Raw genomic sequence first — 22,374 nt, 5'->3', positions numbered from 1 at the left:
TGAGCGTTGGGTAATGCGTTTAGCTTTGTTGAGGGAGAGGAGCCTCAAGCCTTGGTTTTCTTCTGATTTGAGCAAGGATGACACCTGAAATCACCATCACACCACCAATGATGTGGAACTGGTTAATCTCTTCACCAAGCCATGTCGCGGCTAATACGATCGCTACAACCGGAAGCAAGTTCATGAACATCGCGCTTGAGTCAGCACCAATGGTGTCAATCGCTTTCACCCATATCCAAGGCGCTAAAATCGAAGCGGCAACCGCTGCGTAAGCTATCAATGGGAGCGCTTGTTGCGGTGGTAAAAGTTGTTCGCTGGTAAGCCAAAGTGGCGTAAGCATCGCGACAGCAAACAGACCCTGAATGTATATCACCACCCAGCTACTGATTGGCATTTTCCAGCGTTTCAGTAGTACACAGTAAGAAGCATAAACAAAGGCTGCAATTAGCATATAGCCATCGCCTTGAGTCAATTCTTGATGCATGAAGAATAACGGATCGCCTTTGCCTAACATCAGGGCTAAGCCTGATAGTGACAACACACCGCCAACAATACTCAAACTAGAAATCGACTTGTGCAGCAAAGGGACGCTTAAAAATACACTGACCAATGGAACCAAAGAAGTGATTAATGCCATGTTAGAGGCGGTTGTGGTTAAGCCTGCGTAGTAACCTAGAGATTGGTTCAACACCATGCCCAAAAAGCCGAGGAACGCTAATTTAGATAAGTTTGGCTTAATGACAGCCCACTGCTTCATCACTGGGCGAATACAGAAAGGCGTGAGAATTAACATCGCAAAAAACCAGCGGTAAAAACTCATTGCGCTAGGTTCTATGGTGCTTGCAGCAAGCTTGTTGACGATTGCATTGGCGCCCCAGATACAGACTGTAAAAAATGGTAATAGGTAATGCATGTGAATTCCGTGGCGAATGAGTTGGTGCGGCTAGTTTGACAGGTCGTTATACTTACAAGTATCTTTAGAAAGACATTAAGCGCGATAGGAAGACAAGTTTGAAAAAACACTCCAGAAACCTTCATCCATCCTTATTAATTGATAAGGCACCATCCAACGTATTTATGAATTTTGAAGCGTTTCTTTCGAACACTGAAACCCGAGTTCATAGCCACTCATGGGGACAGGTTCAATTGATCAGTGGTGGTATATTAGAGATGGAAGCGGAAAGCACTCGATTTCTAGCGCCACCACATCTAGCGATTTGGGTACCGGCCGGGGTGATGCATTGCAGTTATAACCGTAAGCCTTTGGACTACTGTTCACTAAATATCGCCCCAGAACTCACGCAACACCTGCCAGATAAAACCAGCCTTATAAAGATCACGCCGATTGTGTCTTCTATTATCGATGATTTTCGCGATCGTGGGATCAATGTTGCGGAAACCGAGCAAGACCAAAGGCTCGTTCAGGTACTGCTTGACCAACTTGCGCAGCGTGAGGTTGAACACCACTTCTTGCCTTCAACCGATAATAAGTACCTAGCACCAATATTGGCTTCTGTTGAAGAAAACCCAACTGATGAAGTGACGCTGAAAGATTGGGCTGAACGTGTCCACACCACGGAAAGAACCCTTTCTCGCCACTGCCAGACGGAGCTTGGAATGAGCTTTACAGAGTGGCGACTACGAGTGCGCTACCTGTACTCAATGGACTTGTTAAGAAACGGCCAATCGGTCAAAGAGGTCGCTCTTACATTGGGCTATAACCAAGCAAGCCCATTTATCACCATGTTCAAACGTTACGCGAACCAAACGCCAGAGCAGTATAAGAACCGTTTGTTGTAGTTCGTTGTTGTTCCTAACAGAACGGATGTATTTGTTGTCAGATTCCACCTTTATTAATACACGACTTAATACCCAGTCAATTCCATATAGCCAGCTCCGAAATGAGAACCTTTAATCACGATTGGCCCCTCCCAATAGGGAACCGACAGCGGCATTTTGGCATTTGGATTGAGTGCCGAGACGGTCAGTTCTATTTGCTGGCTTGGAATCGAAATTTGCCATTCTGTTGGGTAGTCACGTCCATCGATTTCCGTTTGATTAATAGCGGTTAGGGTTATCTCTTGTTGTGAAATGGCAATGCCAGAACCGTCTTGCTGCATTAATCTTGCGTTAGCATAACTGGCTTCGCCTGTTGTTGAATTTCGTAGTTGGAACATGACCAAGCTGGTTTTATCATTAAGCCTCAGCGCAAACCAATCCCAGCCTTGTTGCGAGTCGAGTAAGAACTGCGAGCTCCACTCTCTGTCTATCCAACCTTTACCAGACACCTGATGCGTGATGCCATCAATGGTTACTTCGCCCGATACATCGATGAATGGTTGGCTGTAGTAATAGGAAGCCACTTTGCCATCGCTACTTTTAGTGCTGTAGCCTTGTTCGCCTTGCTTTTGATAAGGCGCGTTGTTGGTTAACTTAAGCGAGTATCCAAATTGACTCGAGTTAGCGACCAATGTAGCTGGGAACAGGTCATCGGTCGTCGACGTCCATTGCCAATCATCGAGATAGACCCGAAACGGTGAAGTGCTGACACCCGCAAGTTCAGCTTGGTCACGTGACCATTTTTCATCGGCATAGTGTTTGTCTTTAGTGGTGACAGCACTGTGCGCCATGTAGATTTGCTGGCTTTGCCACGTGGTTTCCTTGGTGCTATTGCCACTTTCCTGTGGTGCAGCCGCAAAGCGGAACTGTGTCCATTGTACGCCCAGAGCATTACCATTCTCATCAATCAAGTTTGCGGTTAAATACCACCATTCATGACGAAAATCAGGGTGTGCTTGATGGTCGACAGGAAAGGTGATGTCGATACCTTTTACTACCGGTGTGAATTGATCAGTCTCTTTTTGTGTTTCATCGTCGGTTTGTTTTCCAGTGCCCAGTATCGAACCCATATTTTGAGCTGATGGTTGAGTGGACTCCTCACACCCTAAAAGGAGTAAGATGCCAAGTGTGAGAACGAAAACTCTCATTGATCGATTCATCACAACACCTCACTTTGCAAGCTGGATACCACGGGTTTACTGACCAAACGCCACAGTGGAATCAAGGTCGCAATCACCGCCACTAAAATGGTGATGGTTGCGATGCTGAGTGCGTCACTCCAATTCCATACATAATTTAAACTCCAACCAAAGGCGCGTAGGGTAACGATGTCCGTCAACACATAACCGACCATAGCGCCGAGTGGTAAGGCGATAACCAGAGTGAAGGCGACCAGAACTACGATTTGCCCGACCACCATCGCCATCAATTTTTGCTGACTAACACCGAGCGCGTACAACCTTGCAATAGCGGCTTTGCGTGCATCGAGCAACATGAAACAGGCGCAGAACAACCCTATCACCGCCACCATTAAAGTGACGCCATTAAGCGCCCGAGTGATAGCAAAGGTTTGTGAGAAGATCTCTAAAGCGATCGATTTGATCTGTGCTTGATCGTAAAGCTGACTTGGGTGCAGATTGAGTTGTTGGCGTAGCTGTTCGTACACCACTTGTGGGTCGCCAGAGACCTTGATTCCCAAGCTGGTGGGTAAGTCAGTAAATCCGCTTTCGAGCCATAGATTAGGCGCAAGCAACACTTCGCCATTCGGTGAGCCGTAATCGTGGAAAATCGCCCCGACGATGAGTGTTTTGTCTTGGATCGCGTCGAGTTTGAGTTGGCTTCCAAGGGACAAGCCGAGCTTCACCGCCGTAGGTTCGCTGATTGCCACGAACTCACCTTGGTAAAAGCGCGTCCAGAAGTCATTAAGGTAGGATTGGAACACCATGGTTTGCTCAAGTGTGTCTTTGTCTTTGGTGCCGAGCAAAGTAGGTAAGCCCTGCAAGTTATCGTCGACATAATATTGCTTATAAACGGTTTCAACATTTTCAAACTGCTCTAACGCACGTTCCACATTCGCGATTTCACCTTGAGCAGGGCTAACGTAAATATCGGCATGTAAGCGCTGTTCAAGCCATTGCTTTAACGTGGATTCAAAGCTGCCGACTAAGGTATTCATTCCCATGTTAGCGGTGACGGCGAGAAGCAACGCCATCATGGCAAGTGAGAGAGGGGAGATAAGTTCACGCAGCTCAGCGAACAGATATTGTATTAACCCCGATTGGGTACGTTTTTCGCTCCAGTTCGCTAGCACGCTGAGTGTTTTGGGCAAATACAAAGGAATCGACACCACTAACACACCGAGCCATGCCATGGTGAAGCGATGATGTTCGCTCAGCCATAACCCTGCTAACGCGACAATGGTTAATACTGACCCGATAACAAACAGCTGATTTTCGTTAGACGTTTCCGGCGCTTGATAGAAACCGCCATGGGAAGAGAGGGGTTGTCGCACTCGCTGTTTAAAGTGCTGCCAACACGCGACAAGCGTTGCGGCTAGCGTGAGTAGCAGTGCCTGCACTAACCATTGCCACTGCCATGTGCCGGGAAGCAGTGTTGCACCATAAAGTTGCTCAAGCGTTATTGCGACGGTGGGATGTAGCCAATGGCTGAGTTGAATGCCGAGAATGAAACCAAGCGACGCGCCCAGTGTGACTAAAACAGTCAGCTCGACTAACAGAGCTGAAAATACGATGCTTGGCGCAATCCCAGCTTGTTGAATTTGTACCAACAGCCGATTACGTTTCAGCAAACTGTACTTCACACCGTTGTAAGCGATGAACAGGCCAACCAAAAACGCCAACAAACTCATGGCGGTGAGGTTAAGGTGAAAGCTATCGGTAATTGAGCCGAGATCCGTGCTTTGGTTGTTGGATATCCATTGCCCTTGCTCGCCAATAAGGCTTTGCCATTTATCCTGAGCATTGCTGTTAGTGTCGCTCTTAGTGTCAAAAATAGCGATGTAGCTCAGTTGCCCTTGCTTGTTAAGCAGTTGCTGAGCGAACCCAATATCCATCAACATTCGGCTACCTAGCTGCCATTCATCTGGTAGCACTACCACTTGAATGAGCACTTCATCCAAAGTGAGTGTGTCTACTCCTCCCAAGTTCTGGTGCTGCGACTGGCTCATCATCACAATGGGTTCACCCGCTAAGAGTTGCGGCAAAGGTAAGGCATTGTCGAACAGGGAAATGTTTGGTTCTTTGGTTTGAGTGTTGCTTTGTTCGTCGACGCGAGCGTGACGAGATCTTGAAGTGAGGGCGGCGATCAACTCACTGCCTTGAACTGACCAACGTCGACCTTGCTCGTCTCTTACTCGCCCTTCAATAACAGGTAGCGCTGCGCTTAATCCACTTTGTCTTAAGCTGAAGTAGAGCGATTCCGGCAAATAGTTTTGCCCTGCTGGTGGAATGATAAGGTTCTGCGCTTGAGCGCTAAGTTGCTCGGTCGATTCTGCATAACTGCGCTTGGCATTGAGGTTGATGGCTTGCACTGCGACAAACAAGGTGACCGCTAACACAATGCCGATCAGAATCGCTGCGGCTTGCAATGGTGATTGACGATAGTGCGCCGCGAATAGATTCAGAGTCAGTTTGGTATGGGTGAGCTGGTTCTGAGCAAAGCCAGTTTGCTTCATTGAATGACTCACAACGTTGCTGCTCTTGGGGTTAGATCTACGTTCCTTAAACAACCATCGTCTAACACCAATTTTGTCTGCATAAAGCTGGCGCATTCTGGGCTGTGCGTAACCAAAAGCACGGCAGTGTTGCCTTGTGTAGTGATTTCACTCAGCAGCTTCATTACCTCAATGCCTGCTTTGTGGTCGAGGTTGCCTGTGGGTTCATCGGCAAGCAGTAGTTTGGGTTTATGGGCAAGCGCACGCGCTATTGCCACCCGTTGTTGCTGACCGCCAGAGAGTGCGGATACGTGTCTTTCGAGTAGCTCACTGATGCCCAATGCATCAACTAAATAATCGCACCAGTCGCTCCATTTCTGTTGATTTAAATGAAGAGGGAAGGCGATGTTTTGTTTTACGTTGAGTGGGGTCAATAAGTTGAACTGTTGAAAGATAACGCCCAATTTTTGATGACGAAATCGGCTCCATTGTGGATCTTTCCAATTTGATGTGTTCTCGCCATCAAGCCACAATTCTCCACGGGATAGAGGTTCAAACCCCGCAATGATGTTAAGCAGAGTACTCTTTCCACTGCCACTCACCCCTGTTAAAGCCACGCTTGCGCTTGTCGCCAAAGCGAAGTCGACATTTTCCAGCACGTGATGGGTATCGTTGCCATCAACAAAGCTTTTGCTGGCATGTGTAAGTGTGACAATTGGGCTTTCCATTTCCTTTCCTTATAACCAAAACCTACCATCAAAAGGTGTCGTTACTTGTGGCAATTACTGAAGCGACAAGCCCTATAAAACTGTAGACAACAATTTGAAAAAGAAAGCGATTTATATCGAATAATTAATAACTTGTACTGCGAAAAGAGAGAAATAGATCAGTGTGAGGAGGAATACAGGTGTTTGTGGGAGCTTAGAGTCACCTCAGAGGCTTTTGGATTTTTCGTCAGACGGTTCGTGCTGTTTCTCTAGTTTGTTCCTGTTCCATTCTTCTAATGCTGTTCATTGTGAATCCTCGCGTTGTATCTCGGGGGAAATTATACCTATCTAGCAGCACTCAAATAACTCTGATCTAGTTGCAATCTTGCACGGTAGCTCTTGAACATATCACTATGTAGAAAAGTTTATACTGGAGGTGCTGAAAACTCGAAAATAGCATAAGAGATTTTAATGAAGTAAGAAATTTTAGTAGAATCAATCTACTACGAAGTGGGATGAAGATTTTACATTCGGTATGGAAATTATCTGTTAGGTAAATTTAGATGAATGAACATTATGTTATCGAGCTATTTCAACGAGTTTTAGATCAAGCAATATGGTGCGGAAGTGATGAATTAAGAAAGCAAGGTTGGTGTATTACTTCCGAAACTTTAGAAAATGAACTGTTTGATTACATACGGGAACATGAGCTAAGTGAAGTTCAAGCAATAGAAGAGCTATTGACTGAGCGCTTTGAATCATTATTACAAGTTGAGTTAGAAAGAGAAACTCGACTATTGATCCCACCTTACAGTGACATGTTAATCGAATCTATCAAATCGTTTAATTTAGGTTTTTATAATATTTGTATACCGAGTTTATTTAGTATCATCGAATCAGCGTTAATGCATCTTGCAAACAAAGGTGAATACAATAATATTCGCTACGTTTCTGGAATTAGAAAAAGAGAAAGTTCTGAAGCTTTACACTTAGGTCTAAAGAGTAAGCTTTTTCAGATCGCAAACACAACTGAGGAACTGTTTTCACCGATGCGGTTCGATGCTAGTGAATGCGACATTACTTTAAATAGACATGTTTCAGCCCATGGTCGCAGAGAGAGCTCGTACAATAAAACTGATTGCTTGAAATTATTTCTGCTTTTAGCATCCATAAAATCTTGTTACTCAAATTAAACATTTCTAAAAACAGTGACAGGCTGATTTTTAACTCATAGTACTTTACCAACTATGAGTTAGCCTTTGCAGATCATTCATCCAATATTAACCGTTTTACTCAGTACAGATGTGGTGTTGGAAAATGGGAACAAAAACGACCTAACCACGCTCTAAGCGTCGTTAAGTCGTTATTGGTTTGAGGTCAGGGATTAATTGAGCGCTTCAATCAGAGTGATTTCGCGTTTGATCTGCTTACTCTCTTGCTCAGTTGCTTGCGCCAGTTTCTTTTCGCGTGTGGTTATGGCAGCTTGTTTCGCTTCGTCAGATTTGAACATCAGTTCTTTTACGTTGATAGAAGCGATGTTTGTGTAGTGGCCATCGTCACTGGTCGGGATTGATATGGTTTCATCATTAATCAATGACTTCACTATCTCTCGTTGTTCATTATAACGGCTTTCTAAACCAGAAAGTGCCCATCGTTGTTGAGGTTTACCTTCATACTGACCGTTCCTTTCTTCTTTAAGATATTTGATGGTCATATTACGGATTGTGCCTGCTTCTTCTCCATACTCTGCTTCCGTATCAAAAAGTACAGGGAACGATTCGCCTTCTAGCACGCCGCCTTTCTTGGTTAGATGACCCATTCGATAGCTATTCATACCAATACGGATTTCTGTTTGATCTGTAACCGGAGTGCCATCTGTAAACGCGAGGTTGGTAATGCGTGTACCTGCAGGCTGAGTAAGGTCGATGGTATAAGCCACGCCCGCGAAGAAGTCATTGGTCGAGTATTTTGATGCTCTGCGTTCAGGGTTAAAGCTGTAGGTTACATCGCCAGGTTGTACTGAGTTGAAGTAGCCCGCAGACCATTCCATGTAGGTTCTCAGCTCTTTGCCTGTCATCTGGTAGACAGTGATTTCGCCACCTGCGTATTGGTAGTTGTACGCGATGTCTTTGGCTTTGATTGGGCCAACATCGAGCTTGGCATTGTCGTTGTCTATTTGAAGTGCGATGACATTGGCTTTAGGTGCATAGAAGAAGCTCGCTTCTTGGAATAGCGCACTGATGCCTGTGTCTTGAACATGGACTTGAGGGATACCGCGGATTTCGTTTTCTGGGACTAAATCAACGCCGGTAAGTTGAGCGACAGGTCTGTTCGCCATTTCTCGGAGTTGTTTGTGGTAAGGCTGGTATAACTCGTCCATATTCTCATCAGAGTCGATACCTTTAATTTTATAGGTGAAGCTGTCTTTGTTGATGAGAGTGAATGTGCCATCGCGCTCTTCAAATTGAAGATCGATACGAGATAGGGCGCGGCCATATCTGTCGGGTTCAGTAATAATAACGCCATTTACAACGGCTTTCTCGATGCGAGTGTGCATGTGGCCAGCGACGATGGCATCAAGCTCTGGGTTTGCATTGGCAATGTCGGTGACACCGGTGTCGGCAATGTCATTCTCGTTCTCAATTCCCATATGGGCAACCAATATGATGGCATCCACTTTATCATCAATCTCTTTGACGATTTTCTTCACTTCCAAGGTTGGATTAGTGAAAGTGACGCCTTCTAAACGGTTGGTACCTTGCGCAAAGACCTCCGTCATTGGGGTATCCATTCCGATCACGCCGATCTTAATGCTACCGCGTTCTAGGATGGTGTAACCAGGCAGGAATGGGTTTCCGTTTTTGTTCTTGATGTTGCCACCGAGAGACTGCCCTTTAAATTGGGTAACGGCCCTGTTGAGGGTTTTGAGGCCAAAGTCGAATTCGTGGTTACCTAAAACCCACACATCGTATTTCATGTGATTAAAGCCAAGCATCATTGGATCAACGGGCTCGTCTTTGAAGGTTTCTACGAAGTTGCCTTGGATGGTATCGCCAGCGTCGACAAGGATAATGTTAGATTGCTCTTTGCGGATCTCACCAACTTTGGTCGCGATTTGGCTCAAGCTACCACGAGTGTTGAGTTTATCTGCCGCGTAATCCCACGCCATAAAATGACCGTGGATATCTGAAGTACCCAGTATCGTGACATCGTGTATATCGCCATCAGCTGCAAAGGTGGGAAAGGCTAGAGAGAGTAGGATGGCGCTTGATAGTATGTGTCTTTTCATAAGTATGTTCACATCGTGGTTTTAAGTATGACGCTACCATATAGAATCGAGGTTATCTTATGGGTGATCAGTATCATATTTCTACTGATATAACTAATTGATGTTTCAAATAAATGTGATTCATGACCATCTCGTAACCACTTAAGTTATGGAGAAATGCACCACAACTCTTCGCTATCTTTTCAATCTTCGATTTCTTTAATCAAACTTCCTAAGCGATGGTGTATTAACAAGCACGCTTGTAAGCTGTTGAACGTCTTGCCTGTTGAAATAAACAAGGTATATATCGTCCAACTCTCACTTACTGTGGCAGTAAGATGATCTTGCCCTCTAGGCGTGTGGTTTTCGATTCAATGAGATCAATCGCGGTTTGCACTTCATCGAATGGTAGATAGCGGTCAACGTCGAGCTGAATGTCGTTTGTGATGAAGTGATCTAGCATGGTCGTGAACTTATCACGGCGAACATCTTTACCTTCTGCTTCCTCCCAATAACGCAAGAAGAAGGTGCTGAAATCGATGTGTTGGTTTTTCGCGTACTCAAAGAAGCGTGGCTCGTAAAAATCCAACGACAGCGTCCCATAGTTGATAAAGCGCCCGTTGTTGCCAAGGGTGTGAACAAGATCGGTTCCGGGTGAGCCGCCAATCGCATCAAAGGCAACGGTTGGCATATGCAAGCCTAATGCCTTAATTTGAGAAACTAGATCAGCGTTCGCATCTATCACCCAACAGGAAGTGGCAGGGTATTGTGTCTGCTGTGATGTAACGACAATGATGTTGAAGCCGAGTGATGCTGATAACTGGGAGAAGATCTTACCGATGGCTGAACTGCCCGCGTTGATGATCAACACATCCTCTTGGGTCAGCTTGGCTATTTCTGTCGTTAGCACCCATGCGGTTAGCGCATTAATGTACAACTGACAGGCGTAGCCATTGTCTAAATGTTGAGGAATTTGGAACAGATCATCTGGTGATACATCGACATAGTTCTGCCATGTTCCACTGGTTGCCACAAGCACTCGTTGATTCACTATAAACTTAGCACTGCTGGATTCTACAATCCTTCCTACCGCTTCAAATCCCGGTACTCTCGGCGGCTGATGGCTATGTTTGTATTGGCCCACACCATAAATCGACAACAGATCACTAGGGTTGATGTTAGTCGCTTCAATTTGTACGCGAACTTTATCTTTGTCTAGTACCCCTAAAGCGACATGTTCTAACTTGAGAGATTCTTTTGGCTGACCGAAACGGAACTGGCTAATTCGGGTATTTTGCTTAGTGTCAGTCATAGTTTGGGCACCTTTATGGATTATGAGTACTGCATTGATTTTAAGTGTAGCGTGTTCATAAACAACCTTGGGTCGCTAATATTGCTTAACATAGCTGGCGTCGGTAAACAGTCGTCATCAACGTAGTCGACATAGTCTGCCGCCGAATCGAAGATCAAAATATCCAAAGCCAAACGATCCAAGCCATATCGGCCTCGGTGGATCATATCCGCTGAAAACACCAATAAGTCACCTGCGGCTAACGGTATCTGCTTACCACCAGAGATGTCATCGCTGCTCACTTTGCCGTTTTCTTCTTGGCGAACATTGTACTCTTCTTCGTTATCCCAACGTTTGTGCGTGCCGGGGATAAGTTCCATGCCGGGCTCATCAAAAAGGGGCACTCGCAGATGCAATACTTGGGTTTCCATGATGACTTTCATCTGGTCATCAATGTCGTAGTCGTATTGACAGTCACGATGCCAGAAGTCTTTTTGCTGCGGGTTTACTGGGTTGAAGAACAGCTGTGTATTCATGAATGCCGGCTTGTTCGGAATCACCGCATCAACCACATCCATCACTTGTTTCGAGCTTATGAAGTCGAAAAGCACGCTTCTATCGTCGGCAGGCAAATACTCGCTTCCCGTAATTAAAGACGAGTTAAATGCTTCTTCTTTATAGAATTCTTCGTTGTCTGCTTTCCATGATTCATGAAATTTCAGCACGACTTTTCTAAGCGATGCAATTTGAGCTTCATTGAAATAATTACTGATAACAAAGTAACCATGTTCGTCGTAACGGTCACTTAATTGTTGGCTGTTTTCTACCACTGACTACCTTCGTTCATTCTTTGCTGTATAATAACTAAGGTCAACAGCCCTAGAGATTTCTTGGGCGCATAATGCCAGACAGTCGTCATTCAACCAAGTAACGAGTGCAGAAGCCTGTAGATTCAGTGATGCGATAAAACTCTATGGGGGCGAGTGTTACATGCCTATCCATATCATGGACTCATGCGATAAAAATCTCCGCATATGTGATCTACCCCCTATTTTTATAAAATAAAAAGATTCACATGGTGAATGTTTTTGTGGTTTGCATGATTATTGACCATGTTGAAATTTGGTTGCGTATGGAAGATAGAAAATCATGGATGGTTTTTCGCTGGATATGAGAACACTTAATTTTATTATTATTTTGTTCTCTTTCATTTACTGTATTGGCTTGTTGTTATTTCAATTCACTCAACAGTCCATTAAAGGGCTTTCAATCTTTTCCATTTCAATATTTGTTATCGGAACTGGGCCGTTGATGTTGAGCCTAAGAGGGGAGTTCCCTGATTGGGTAACCGTTATTGGTGCCAATATGGTCATTGCGCTTGGTTTTCATCTCGCCTTGTATAGCTTATGTCTGTTTCGAGAATACTCTCTCAAATGCACCTACCTCAGTAGTCTAATGATGTTGGCTCTTTTGCCATGTTTTATTTACATCACGTTCTATGAGCCTTCCATAAAGGCTCGAATTATCCTCATTAGTTTATATCTGGCTTTTGTGACTCTTTGCACTGCCTTTGCGGTATTAAAGGGCCGGCGTGATGACTTGACTCTAGGTATTCGGATGATGGCCTTGTCATTTACGATATATGGCGGGTTTATGGTTTTTCGAGTTGTGGTGACGCTATTTTCAGCTGAGTTGCAGGATTTCATGGCGGCTGCACTCATTCATCAGCTTGCCTTTTTAGTGAGTATTGTTCTTATCGTATCGATGAGCTTCACGATGCTCTGGTTGATTAATGCAAGGTTGCTTAGGTCTATTCATGACCTATCTTACAGTGACCCTTTAACGGCACTTGGAAACCGCAGAGCATTAGATGAAATGGTACCAGTCATCATGAAGCAGGCGGGGAGTACACCTGTCAGTGCCATTATGATGGATATTGATAATTTTAAGTCGATCAATGACCAACACGGACACATTGTGGGTGATCTCGTGATCAAGTCTTTTGCTGAAATGGTTCAAAGTGCGATAAAAACATCGCCAACAGCCAGCGCGTTCCGTTTTGGCGGAGACGAGATAATGATTTTATTACCCAATGTCAATTTCCTACAAGCACAGGCTATTGCTTGTAAGCTGCGATTGTCTATTTCAGAGATCTCAGCCGTGCAAGGAAATGAGATGTTTCTGACGTCGAGTTTCGGTGTCGCTCAGCTTCACCCGCATGAGAGTTGGAATGGGTTTATTAGCCGAGCCGACAAAGCGTTATATCAAGCGAAAACAAACGGTCGCAATATGACTTCAATTTGTCCTAGTCATATTAACGAGCTCGTCACTGCCACATAACCAATACTGCTGCGATAGAAAGCAAGATGAGCGCAAGAATGTCTTTGCGCGCGATGCTTTGCCCTAACCAGAAATAGGATATCAACACCATGAAGATCACTTCGACTTGCCCGAGTGTCTTTACGTACGGCACGGCTTGAAGCGACATCGCGCTAAACCAACCCAGAGAACCGATAACACTCGCTAAGCTTGTCATGATGACTAGTTTCGACTTCTTGAATATCAGGCGCAGCGTGTCGCGTTCTCTGAAAAAGAGATACGTACAGATAATCACTGTCTGAAGGGAAATGACGAGGAACAGCACCCAAGCAGCACTATGAGGGAAGGGCAACCCTATGCTCAAACTTGCTTCCCGTACCCAAAGAGACGTTAAAGCAAAGGCGGTGCTACACGCCATACCTAATAAGAACACTTTCGGGGACAAGCTTCGCCAGCCAGAAGCGCTACTCATGATTAGCACGCCTAAAGTACCAATAAGTACGCCGACCCAACCTGTTAGTGTCAAAGCAGTACCAAAAAACAATACGGATAGCACAGCAGATACGGGGGCTTCACACTTGGCTAATCCTGCGCCTATCGCATAGTTTTCTAGCTTGAACAGCATCACCATTAAGCCGGTCGCGAGGATCTGCATGATGGCGGCAGCAACAATATAGAAAACAAACTCACCCGAAAAATCCGGTGCGGATACGGGCTGCCATTGATAGAGGGCGCAGAGGTAAATAAGGGCGATTGGGCCAGCCCAAATAAATCGCGCTAACGTCACGCCAGCAACGCTCATGGTGCCACTTAATTTACTTTGAAAGGCATTGCGCCAAGATTGGCTAAAGGCAGCAAGGAGAGTAAAGGCTATCCAACTAAAAGACATGACGCGTCCATGTGTTATGTAATTTGCTGATTATATTAACAAATAAAACCAATATAAGAAGCGACTTGTTCTTTTAATAAGCAATAGTCAGTTGCGTGAATCGCTCGGTTTTGAAGAATATTCGGTCTTTAAAACTTGCGCTGTAAACCTTAACGGCTTCATTTACTTGTCACTCGACATCAATCGATTGTTTAGAAAATCGCTTCTTTTCTGTTCTTGAAGTAGAACAGCGCGCTGATCAAAACGAACAGTAAGGTGAAGTAATAGAAAAAAGAAGACAGTGAGGCCAAGAAGGCAAGGTTCTGTTCTATTTCTTGTTCGGTGTAGCCCTGAGACACCAACTTATAGTAGTAAGCGTACAAGATACCGATCAGACCGTATCCGAGGTTAAACATCAAACCTTTGAAACTAAGAACGGTGGCTCTGTTGTGTGATTCGGTTTTTTTATTCAGGTGGTAGCTGATGAAAATGTTCATCGTCATGATGATAAAGATTAATACTAGTGCCGGAATGACTCCGTAAATCGACCAACCTAAACTGATCCAGTAATAAGTCGCCATGCTTGCCAATCCCATAACCACAATGAAGGTTTTAGCCTCCATACTCTCTGCTAATCTTCGGCTTTGTCCTGCCAATATAATCTTAAGCAAGCTGATACCCGCACCAATAAAACCAAAGTAGATAATTGGAATATCAATGGCCAGATAGTATTGGCTGTTCATGGTTAGGAACATGCGTGAGGTGTGTTCGAATAGGCTGTAGTAGAGCAAGATGAACAGCACGTAAGGCGTAGCGAATACCCATTTACCTGCATCGATCGTCAATTTAAGACTTGAGATGGTGGTTGCCAATTTGGTTTGGTCGCTTGGCATCAGCTTTTTCTCTTCGCGCATATTAATCGCGGCATAGATAGCGATCATCGCTACAAATAGGGTGGCGAACACAGGAATACGCATCAGATCTTTGGTGCTTTCTGGTTCGGCTAGTCCAAGGGAATGAAAGATGTTCGTCATAAAATTCACGTCGTACATCGCCGCACCAATCAGCGTGACAAAGATACCGACCGTTGAGGCGACACGAAGCTGGATTTGCAGCACTCGCGGCCACAACTCTTCATTACCTTGTTCTTTTAAGGTGTCGTAAGCCAATGCCTCGTCGGCGCCGCTGGCCAGTGCCATCGCTAAGCCACTGAGAATCCGGTTAATCAGAAAGACTATGAACACCAAGTCGGGGTTTCCGGTTGGCACTAAGGCGATCATTGCGATCTCAACAAACATCACAATCGAAGACAGCACCACCAGTTTCTTGCGGCCTAAGGTATCGGCGAATGCACCCGACGGTACTTCAGCAAGCACAATGGTGGCCGCCCAAACTACATTGAGCATCGCGAATTGAGACAGGGTTAACCCGTAATCTAAATAAAGTAGTGTGAATATAGGGTAGTAAAAACGCGCAAAGTAGCTGCTTCTAAACATCAAGAAGTAGCGGACATTGGGAATTTTAAGGATCTCTTTGAGCGTCATGATAATTTCAGTAATTTAGATAACACATTATTATGTATAACCCTTTTACTCTTTTAAATCATGGAATTGTTGCCAAATCCCTAAAATATCTGGTTTGGGTGATCTTCGAACTCATTGTTCATAGTGGGTTATAGGTTTCTCGTCTTCAAATCACTTTCCCCTATTCATTTAGTTTGTGGTGCCGTTTCACTTGTTCGACTGATTTTGGTGCAAGATCGAACTTCTACAACGTCGCTCTCGTATTTACATCTTATTGTATGATTTAATTATTGGTAATAACGATACGCAATGAATCCAATGTAATTGAGGAAGCGAGCATGATCTTAGAGTCATTCAGTCTGGAAGGTAAAGTAGCGATAGTGACGGGCTGTAACACGGGGCTTGGGCAAGGTATTGCATTAGGCCTAGCGGAAGCCGGTTGTAAGGTTGTCGGTGTTAACCGAACAGAGCCTGAAGAGACTATTGAGAAAATGAGTGCAGCAGGTCATTCGTTCCTAAACGTGAGTGCTGATCTTCTCGAGCAAGCGTGCATTCCAGGGGTTATAGAGCGCACTTTGGCTGAGTTTGGCCAAGTCGACATTCTCGTGAACAATGCAGGAATTATTCGCCGCCAAGATGCTATTGAGTTCTCAGAGCAAGATTGGGATGACGTAATGAACGTGAACACCAAGACGGTGTTCTTTATGTCTCAGGCTGTTGCAAAGCAATTTAAGGCTCAAGGTACTGGCGGAAAGATCATTAACATTGCATCGATGCTCTCATTCCAAGGTGGCATTCGAGTTCCTTCCTATACGGCTTCAAAAAGTGCTGTGATGGGCGTGACACGTGCGATGGCGAACGAATGGGCGCGCGATAATATCAACGTGAATGCGATAGCCCCCGGTTATATGGAAACGAACAATACTCAAGCTCTGCGTGAAGATGCTGAGCGTAATCAAGCGATTCTTGAGCGTATTCCGGCTGAACGTTGGGGTAAACCGCAAGATATCGCAGGTCCTTGTGTGTTCTTAGCATCATCAGCATCGGATTACATTAATGGCTATACCATTGCTGTTGACGGTGGTTGGTTAGCACGCTAGTTGGTTTTTTATTCTAAATTTTGAGTTTGCAGCAATCTTGCAGGAGAAGATAAATGAAAATCGCTTTAATGATGGAAAACAGTCAAGCAGGCAAAAATGCTATGGTATCAGCTGAACTAGAGTCAGTTGCTGGTGGTTTTGGTCACGATGTCTTCAACCTAGGAATGACAGACGAGAACGATCACCACTTAACGTATATTCATCTAGGTATTATGGCGAGCATTCTGATTAACTCAAAGGCTGTTGACTTTGTTGTGACAGGATGTGGCACTGGCCAAGGTGCTTTGATGTCACTGAACCTGCATCCGGGGGTGGTTTGTGGTTACTGCCTAGAGCCATCAGATGCTTTCTTGTTTAACCAAATTAACAACGGTAATGCTCTCGCTCTCGCTTTTGCTAAAGGCTTTGGCTGGGCAGGTGAACTCAACATTCGTTATATCTTTGAAAAAGCGTTCACAGGCGAGCGTGGTAATGGGTATCCACTAGAGCGTGCAGAACCACAGCAACGTAATGCAGCAATTTTGAATGAAGTGAAAGCGGCGGTGGTAAAAGATAACTTTATTGATTCTCTGAGAGCCATCGACCAAGATCTAGTGAAAACAGCGGTTGGCAGCGAACGTTTCCAACAATGCTTCTTTGAGCATTGCCAAAACCAAGAAATCGCTGATTATGTTCGTTCACTTTTAGATTAATTAGAGCGTTTAGTTCTGATAGAGCCAGCCTTGTTCGGCTGGCTTTTTGATGAATAATTAAAGCAATGTAATGAGACAAACAGTAATCAGCTGGCTAAATTGCGATTCGTGTTTTCCTGAATTTACTCTTCATCTTCGGTTTCTTTGGGAGCATTCGACGCCCAGTCTTTTTCAAGCCAGTTATCGAGCACGTGTTGCAGTACGTTCAAGGAGGTTGGTTTCTCTAGGCGACCATCCATCAACTTGCTGATCATATCTAACTCGTGCTGTCCTGATTCGCCAGACAAAGCAATGATTGGCGTTTGAGGAGAGCGTGCCTTGATGATTTGGCTTGCGTCAAAACCATTCATTATCGGCATTTGTACGTCCATTAAGATCAAATCGACCTTGTGTGTTTTGAACAGCTCGACGGCATTCTCGCCGTTTTTAGCTTGTAAGCTATTTACGCCAAGTCGACTCAGGTACATCTGAACAAGCGTGCGTTGCACTTCTTTATCATCGACGATAAGCACGGTTGGAGCCAAATGGTTCTCTGGGGTTAGCGTACTTGTTGGCTCTGAACTTTGCGTTTCCGCTTGGTTATCTGGCTTAACTTCTGCGTTGGGTTTGTTTTCAGTTGTGGTTTGATTACTTTTCCAATCATTGAAGTAAGGCGTACGAAGTGCGTCTGCTTTGGGTGCATTGGGTACTACCGGGAAGTACAGGTGGAACTCAGTAAACTCCCCAAGTTTAGAGTGGCACTCAACTCGGCCGCCAAATGAACGCATCACACGTTGGCAATAGCCAAGCCCTAGGCCGCTACCACCGCTTTTTTGGTAAGAGAAGAAGTCATCAAAGATCTTATGTGCAATGGCTTCGTCAATGCCAGGGCCGGTATCTCGGAATATCAGAACGTTCTCGTAAGGCCCTGTGTTGGTGCTGATCTCAATTTGGCTTTCTGGATAAGAATCAAAGTAATAGATTGCATTACGTATCAGGTTGAAAATAACGAAATTGAATAAGGTTTCATTGAGCTTTGCTACAAAATCAGCGTGTTGTGGTAAACGAATGCGTTCAATGATCTTTTCATTCTCAAAACCATAGTGGCTTACGGCTTGATCTACGGCTTTGTGGATAGAGGTCATGGCCACAGGGCCGTGTTCAGGCGTACTGTCACTGACTTCGCGCAGGATGATATCAATCAGTTGTCGCCCGCGTTGAATCGCCGCTTGGCCATTCTCAATATCCTTTAGGATTTGTTTAGCTGGGGCTTGGTTATCAATGTGCTGTTTTAACACCTCAAAATGCAGCTGCACTTGAGCCAGCGGGTTACGCATTTCGTGTGCGATAGAATTAGCAAGCGCGCGACTTTGGCGAATGCGTCTATCGGCTTCAATGGTGCTTTGTACACGAGTTAACAAGGTTTGCAGTGCAGAGATCTCTTCGTTAGAGAACATCTGATCGTTGCTCTTGTGTGACGATACTAACAAGTGCGTGACCGATTTCCCCTGGCCAAACAGAGGCATCACCAAAGCGGTATCGTTGGAGCTCATTTTGTCATACAGGGCTTTGATTGAGCGCTTGGCTGGTGCGGTGTAATCAAGCTCCTGAGACAACTCATCGAACACTAAAACGGACTTGTTAGTAGACAGATAATCTTCGTAGAAGGTTTCGTTGTAGTTGCTGTTGACTAGACGTAGCTTATCTTCTGGAATTTGCAGTAGGCTACCCAAACGACGCATTGCATCATCAATTGATAGCTTGAAATCCTCTTCTAGCGCGAGGATCTGTTGTACTGGCGTTTTCTTGTTTCCGTAGATAAAGAAGGAGGCGTAGTCGCTCACACGCTTGTAGAGTAAATGCCAAGTGATGCCGATAACCGCGCAGATTGGGATAGCAACAAGCCATTGACTGTCGTCTGTCAGCGGGATAAATATCGCGCCAAAAGGGATCACCAAAATAGCACAAACCAACATCGCATTTAGGCTCATGTACGCCAGGTATTTCACGCTGTAGAAGCGCGAGGTCAGCAGGGCATAGCCAACGAACAACATTTCACTTATCGACAAAGCTGGTGGCAGCCAAGTGAGCGAGAAATCACGCAAGAAGTAGGTCATGCCTAGGTGGATCGTCGCAGTAGACAGCATGAAGACTAAAATGCCGGCGATCATATAGTTGGTTTTGGCTAAAGTTAGCTTGCTGCTGTTGGCGCGCATGGCCACCAGGTTGAGTAGTGTTAGTACTACAAAGCTAATCATCCCAATAAAGAAGTACGGCGTATGCGGGCCAAACTCAATCACGAACTGGCTTGGGCCTGCAATGGTGACGTGTTCAACGGTTAACCCCGGACTTAAATTGATAAAGAAGGAGTAGACGGTCAGGGTGACGAAAATGGCTTGCTGCCACACATGAACCTTACCACTGCGTTGTTCAGCGGCGAGTTTGCACGAGAAGTAATAGGCAAAGGCAAACGCAAAGAACGAGGCGAGGTTGGCAAACTTTGCGGCGAACACGGCGGCCGAGGCCCCAAGTTCCGGTAATAAGTCGGTATGGAAATAAGCGTTACTGCTGATCCACGCAACAATGCAGATCGAATACGCGATGTAAGGGGCATGGTGTGTCCCTGCGATCACTTCGTTCTTCTGTTTCAGGCGATAGCAGTAATAGAACAACCACATTACAACCACAGCCACGGTTGCAAGCAGTGTGATTGCTTTTGCATAGATGATCGCCTCTAGGCCGAAATCAAACATGTTCATCCTTTTTCACCGAGCTAGTTTTTCCTGCCGAGCGCGACTTTTCTAATGACTTTCTGCTTTCTCGCACTGCGCGTTTGTAGCTTCGAAAATCGACATTATTGAACGCTTTTACCATCATCTCAAAATTCCAGAATCCACGATAAATTGTCGTGCCATCGTCATTTAATTCGCAATATCCAGAATGGAAGTATGCATTGGAATCAATGGTTTGATAAAACTGAAGCATGAAAGGTTGCTCGATAATAGTGAAGCCAATCTTATAGCCTATTTGGTGTAACACACTCATCAGCTCTTTTTGAGAAAGGTAGAGGAAATAGAGCTTTTGTTGGGTATTGCCACTGACTGTCAGACGTAACACCTCACACAGGGCATCTTTGTCGGACAATTGTAACTGGAATTGTTGGTCAAATTCTGGGAGAGAGTAACATTTTGACAGTGTAGGCGGTGTGAAAAGTTGTAACCCTGCGAGTTCATCGTAGCCGTAATTGGGTAAACAGTATTGCCATTGCTCATTGCTGAACGGCGGTGCGTAACTTAGCCAAGTGTCATTCTTAGACCAGTCTTGAATCAGCGCAGAGGAAACCAGTGTTGGAAAGGCTTCATCGACTGGATGCTTGAGCAGAATAAAATGCTTACCTGCCTGAGAAAGGTGTAATAAAGGCAGCATCTCAAACCATTTCTCGCCCTTGATGAACACCTCGAGATTGCTTAAAGCAATGGCATCGCTGATTGGCATTCCTTGTGGGTGACTCGGTGTTTGTACCAAAAGTGGCTCATGTTCTATCTGTTCGATGATCGCACCGTAATAAGCACTGTCATTGATAGGGAGGTCGACATGAGAAATGGAGCTTGGATTTAATGGAGATTTTGCTTTGATCGCAGCAATTTCACACTCACACCAGAAATCTAGCCAATGCATATAGCACTGCCCTACAGCCTGCTCTAGAAGAGCAATCTCTGCAGATAGTGTATTTGGATAGCGCAGAATCAGATCGCGGTAGTCCATCACCTCAAACAATACAGAGTAGCTTTTGTTTTGATGCTCTGGGAAAAGCAATTCTAATTGGCTTCTACGATATTCAGTCACGCTTTGAAAAAGCTCAGTGCGCTCATGTGGCTGATAAGTGCTGATGACGAGCTCTATCAGCGCTCGCTGTTTTATTTCGATAGACAGACTGCTAGCCAACAGTGAGCCTAAAGACGACGTTAATTTCATGTTTAACCTAGCCTAGGTTTATATAATTATTTTTATTTGATCTGCACTATCTATAGGACACTGATTTTAGGTATGTGTTTGAAGTTACGTTACTTTGAGAGAGCCAATCGTAACTTTACTTGTGTCCATGGTGTGAGAAGTAAGTTGCATAATCGGGCGAGATTTTACTACTTGCACTCACCCTCAACAATAAAGATTTTCCATATTTGAATGAATTCAAAGATGAACAAAATACATTATTATCAACAACTTGTAGGGTTGGATCACAGTTTTAAAATCAGACATGATTAAGTCGAGCATAAACTTTTGGATTTATAAAATAATTTCAAATATCTATTTTTTGAACCAATATCATAATCCACATCAAGATGAGCTCATCTTATTAATCGTGATAGGAATGTTTTTGGTGTGAAGTATGTAATTATCTGATTAATTATGTCTGTATTATTACTCGCTTATTCTCTCGCTACTCATTTTAATGATTTAAATATCAGGTGGATAAAAGCAGAGCTCCAGTGCTCGTCTTGTTTTCCTGACAATCTCCTGTGTTTATAGAGTAGTTACACCATAATCTCTGATGAAGTGATGACATTCGAGGTTTAAGCTTGCCTGCATATGAAACATTATTGCGAGTAATCCCTCGTAAATGATTGAGGTAGAGAGAATTTATGAAGAACGTACGATTAACATCATTACTTGGAACAGCAACCTTGTTTAGTGTCGTGGCGTTAGCTGGGTGTAGTCAGAAATCAGAGGTACCAACTCAACCGCAAGAGAATGCGAACCCCATCTGCAGCACTAAAAACCTGACGGGTGGTTGGTCGAAAAGTGAGATAACACCAGAAGCCAAGCAAGCTTTAAACGCAGTTCTTAGCCAAATGAACACTTCAGCTGAGCTCAAGCAGATCTTGAGTGTTCGAACTCAGGTTGTCGCGGGTTTGAATTACGCTATTGAGTTTGAAATGGATAATGGTGAAGTGTGGAACACCATCGTTTACCGTTCTCTACAAGGTGACATCGAAATGACGCAACCTGCACAGAAAGGTCTTCTGTGCTCATAATCTAGATGCGTCTGTATCTTGTGAGATAGGCTTATAGCAAATAAAAATGGCTCCGTATTGGGCTGTCTCTTGATCACAA

General features: G+C 44.7%; 17 protein-coding genes. 6 read left to right on the top strand and 11 right to left on the bottom strand.

Features of this window, described 5'->3' with window-relative positions; all coding sequences use genetic code 11:
• Positions 1–19: 19 nt before the first annotated feature.
• A complete protein-coding gene (locus tag AB4517_RS11620; protein WP_372148387.1) occupies positions 20–913 on the bottom strand; it encodes a DMT family transporter in 894 nt (297 codons plus the stop codon).
• Positions 914–1,011: 98 nt separating this feature from the next.
• Between AB4517_RS11620 and AB4517_RS11615 the strand changes: the two genes are divergently transcribed.
• The gene (locus AB4517_RS11615) at positions 1,012–1,800 is read left to right on the top strand and encodes a helix-turn-helix domain-containing protein (RefSeq protein WP_029235520.1); all 789 of its coding nucleotides are present in this window, start codon (positions 1,012–1,014) and stop codon (positions 1,798–1,800) included.
• A gap of 65 nt (positions 1,801–1,865) precedes the next feature.
• Here the strand turns inward: AB4517_RS11615 and AB4517_RS11610 are convergent, their stop codons facing one another.
• Genes AB4517_RS11610 through AB4517_RS11600 form a run of 3 tightly spaced genes read right to left on the bottom strand, consistent with a single transcriptional unit; the run spans position 1,866 to position 6,240 of the window.
• The gene (locus tag AB4517_RS11610) at positions 1,866–2,999 is read right to left on the bottom strand and encodes a lipocalin-like domain-containing protein (RefSeq protein WP_102497227.1); all 1,134 of its coding nucleotides are present in this window, start codon (positions 2,997–2,999) and stop codon (positions 1,866–1,868) included.
• Positions 2,999–5,533 carry an FtsX-like permease family protein gene (locus AB4517_RS11605; RefSeq protein WP_372148389.1) on the bottom strand — a complete coding sequence of 845 codons (2,535 nt, stop codon included), beginning with the start codon at positions 5,531–5,533 and terminating at the stop codon, positions 2,999–3,001. Before AB4517_RS11605 ends, AB4517_RS11610 begins: the two co-directional genes overlap by 1 nt.
• 8 nt (positions 5,534–5,541) lie before the next feature.
• Positions 5,542–6,240, bottom strand: coding sequence for an ABC transporter ATP-binding protein (locus tag AB4517_RS11600; protein ID WP_372148386.1), 699 nt, complete (start codon positions 6,238–6,240; stop codon positions 5,542–5,544).
• Positions 6,241–6,782: 542 nt separating this feature from the next.
• Here AB4517_RS11600 and AB4517_RS11595 point away from each other — a divergent pair.
• Positions 6,783–7,412: a hypothetical protein gene (locus tag AB4517_RS11595; RefSeq protein ID WP_107898355.1), complete on the top strand. Its 630-nt coding sequence runs from the start codon at positions 6,783–6,785 to the stop codon at positions 7,410–7,412.
• Between the two features lie 191 nt (positions 7,413–7,603).
• On the opposite strand, the gene AB4517_RS11590 is transcribed toward AB4517_RS11595, so the two are convergent.
• The 3 genes from AB4517_RS11590 to AB4517_RS11580 form a co-directional block, all read right to left on the bottom strand.
• On the bottom strand, positions 7,604–9,508 hold the full coding sequence (locus AB4517_RS11590) for a bifunctional UDP-sugar hydrolase/5'-nucleotidase (RefSeq protein ID WP_372148385.1): 1,905 nt from the start codon (positions 9,506–9,508) through the stop codon (positions 7,604–7,606).
• A 301-nt stretch (positions 9,509–9,809) separates the two neighbouring features.
• Entirely contained in the window at positions 9,810–10,799 is a 990-nt protein-coding gene (locus AB4517_RS11585) for a zinc-dependent alcohol dehydrogenase family protein (protein WP_372148384.1), read from the bottom strand.
• A gap of 20 nt (positions 10,800–10,819) precedes the next feature.
• Complete coding sequence (locus tag AB4517_RS11580) at positions 10,820–11,608, bottom strand: phytanoyl-CoA dioxygenase family protein (RefSeq protein ID WP_372148383.1); 789 nt, start codon at positions 11,606–11,608, stop codon at positions 10,820–10,822.
• Between the two features lie 319 nt (positions 11,609–11,927).
• Between AB4517_RS11580 and AB4517_RS11575 the strand changes: the two genes are divergently transcribed.
• Positions 11,928–13,118, top strand: a complete 1,191-nt coding sequence (locus tag AB4517_RS11575; protein ID WP_372148382.1) for a GGDEF domain-containing protein — start codon at positions 11,928–11,930, stop codon at positions 13,116–13,118.
• On the opposite strand, the gene AB4517_RS11570 is transcribed toward AB4517_RS11575, so the two are convergent.
• Both AB4517_RS11570 and AB4517_RS11565 read right to left on the bottom strand, forming a co-directional pair.
• The gene (locus AB4517_RS11570; protein WP_372148381.1) at positions 13,105–13,986 is read right to left on the bottom strand and encodes a multidrug transporter; all 882 of its coding nucleotides are present in this window, start codon (positions 13,984–13,986) and stop codon (positions 13,105–13,107) included. The two genes, AB4517_RS11575 and AB4517_RS11570, sit on opposite strands and share 14 nt — an antisense overlap.
• Positions 13,987–14,177: 191 nt before the next feature.
• Positions 14,178–15,509, bottom strand: a complete 1,332-nt coding sequence (locus AB4517_RS11565) for an MFS transporter (protein ID WP_372148380.1) — start codon at positions 15,507–15,509, stop codon at positions 14,178–14,180.
• A 317-nt stretch (positions 15,510–15,826) separates the two neighbouring features.
• Between AB4517_RS11565 and kduD the strand changes: the two genes are divergently transcribed.
• Together kduD and AB4517_RS11555 are read left to right on the top strand one after the other, a co-directional pair.
• Positions 15,827–16,588 carry a 2-dehydro-3-deoxy-D-gluconate 5-dehydrogenase KduD gene (gene kduD, locus AB4517_RS11560; RefSeq protein WP_017067926.1) on the top strand — a complete coding sequence of 254 codons (762 nt, stop codon included), beginning with the start codon at positions 15,827–15,829 and terminating at the stop codon, positions 16,586–16,588.
• A 53-nt stretch (positions 16,589–16,641) separates the two neighbouring features.
• Positions 16,642–17,280: an RpiB/LacA/LacB family sugar-phosphate isomerase gene (locus tag AB4517_RS11555; RefSeq protein WP_017067927.1), complete on the top strand. Its 639-nt coding sequence runs from the start codon at positions 16,642–16,644 to the stop codon at positions 17,278–17,280.
• Between the two features lie 122 nt (positions 17,281–17,402).
• Here AB4517_RS11555 and AB4517_RS11550 read toward each other — a convergent pair whose 3' ends face one another.
• Together AB4517_RS11550 and AB4517_RS11545 are read right to left on the bottom strand one after the other, a co-directional pair.
• Complete coding sequence (locus AB4517_RS11550; protein ID WP_372148379.1) at positions 17,403–20,012, bottom strand: response regulator; 2,610 nt, start codon at positions 20,010–20,012, stop codon at positions 17,403–17,405.
• Positions 20,005–21,234 (bottom strand): acyl-homoserine-lactone synthase, encoded by a 1,230-nt coding sequence (locus AB4517_RS11545; RefSeq protein ID WP_017064276.1) that lies wholly within the window; start codon positions 21,232–21,234, stop codon positions 20,005–20,007. Before AB4517_RS11545 ends, AB4517_RS11550 begins: the two co-directional genes overlap by 8 nt.
• A 668-nt stretch (positions 21,235–21,902) precedes the next feature.
• Here AB4517_RS11545 and AB4517_RS11540 point away from each other — a divergent pair.
• On the top strand, positions 21,903–22,295 hold the full coding sequence (locus tag AB4517_RS11540; RefSeq protein WP_017064277.1) for a cystatin domain-containing protein: 393 nt from the start codon (positions 21,903–21,905) through the stop codon (positions 22,293–22,295).
• The last annotated feature ends 79 nt before the right edge of the window (positions 22,296–22,374 follow it).

This window comes from Vibrio sp. 10N.222.52.C3 (assembly GCF_041474195.1).
Lineage (GTDB): Bacteria > Pseudomonadota > Gammaproteobacteria > Enterobacterales > Vibrionaceae > Vibrio > Vibrio crassostreae_C.
Note: the sequence above shows the minus strand (reverse complement) of the source record. Positions and strands in the feature narration are given on the sequence as shown.

Excerpts from the sequence above, each read along its gene's own strand:
- AB4517_RS11620 (WP_372148387.1), bottom strand. The coding sequence starts at position 913 with ATGCATTACCTATTACCATTTTTTACAGTCTGTATCTGGGGCGCCAAT.
- AB4517_RS11610 (WP_102497227.1), bottom strand. The coding sequence starts at position 2,999 with ATGAATCGATCAATGAGAGTTTTCGTTCTCACACTTGGCATCTTACTC.
- AB4517_RS11605 (WP_372148389.1), bottom strand. The coding sequence starts at position 5,533 with ATGAAGCAAACTGGCTTTGCTCAGAACCAGCTCACCCATACCAAACTG.
- AB4517_RS11600 (WP_372148386.1), bottom strand. The coding sequence starts at position 6,240 with ATGGAAAGCCCAATTGTCACACTTACACATGCCAGCAAAAGCTTTGTT.
- AB4517_RS11595 (WP_107898355.1), top strand. The coding sequence starts at position 6,783 with ATGAATGAACATTATGTTATCGAGCTATTTCAACGAGTTTTAGATCAA.
- AB4517_RS11590 (WP_372148385.1), bottom strand. The coding sequence starts at position 9,508 with ATGAAAAGACACATACTATCAAGCGCCATCCTACTCTCTCTAGCCTTT.
- AB4517_RS11585 (WP_372148384.1), bottom strand. The coding sequence starts at position 10,799 with ATGACTGACACTAAGCAAAATACCCGAATTAGCCAGTTCCGTTTCGGT.
- AB4517_RS11575 (WP_372148382.1), top strand. The coding sequence starts at position 11,928 with ATGGATGGTTTTTCGCTGGATATGAGAACACTTAATTTTATTATTATT.
- AB4517_RS11570 (WP_372148381.1), bottom strand. The coding sequence starts at position 13,986 with ATGTCTTTTAGTTGGATAGCCTTTACTCTCCTTGCTGCCTTTAGCCAA.
- AB4517_RS11565 (WP_372148380.1), bottom strand. The coding sequence starts at position 15,509 with ATGACGCTCAAAGAGATCCTTAAAATTCCCAATGTCCGCTACTTCTTG.
- kduD (WP_017067926.1), top strand. The coding sequence starts at position 15,827 with ATGATCTTAGAGTCATTCAGTCTGGAAGGTAAAGTAGCGATAGTGACG.
- AB4517_RS11555 (WP_017067927.1), top strand. The coding sequence starts at position 16,642 with ATGAAAATCGCTTTAATGATGGAAAACAGTCAAGCAGGCAAAAATGCT.
- AB4517_RS11550 (WP_372148379.1), bottom strand. The coding sequence starts at position 20,012 with ATGTTTGATTTCGGCCTAGAGGCGATCATCTATGCAAAAGCAATCACA.
- AB4517_RS11545 (WP_017064276.1), bottom strand. The coding sequence starts at position 21,234 with ATGAAATTAACGTCGTCTTTAGGCTCACTGTTGGCTAGCAGTCTGTCT.
- AB4517_RS11540 (WP_017064277.1), top strand. The coding sequence starts at position 21,903 with ATGAAGAACGTACGATTAACATCATTACTTGGAACAGCAACCTTGTTT.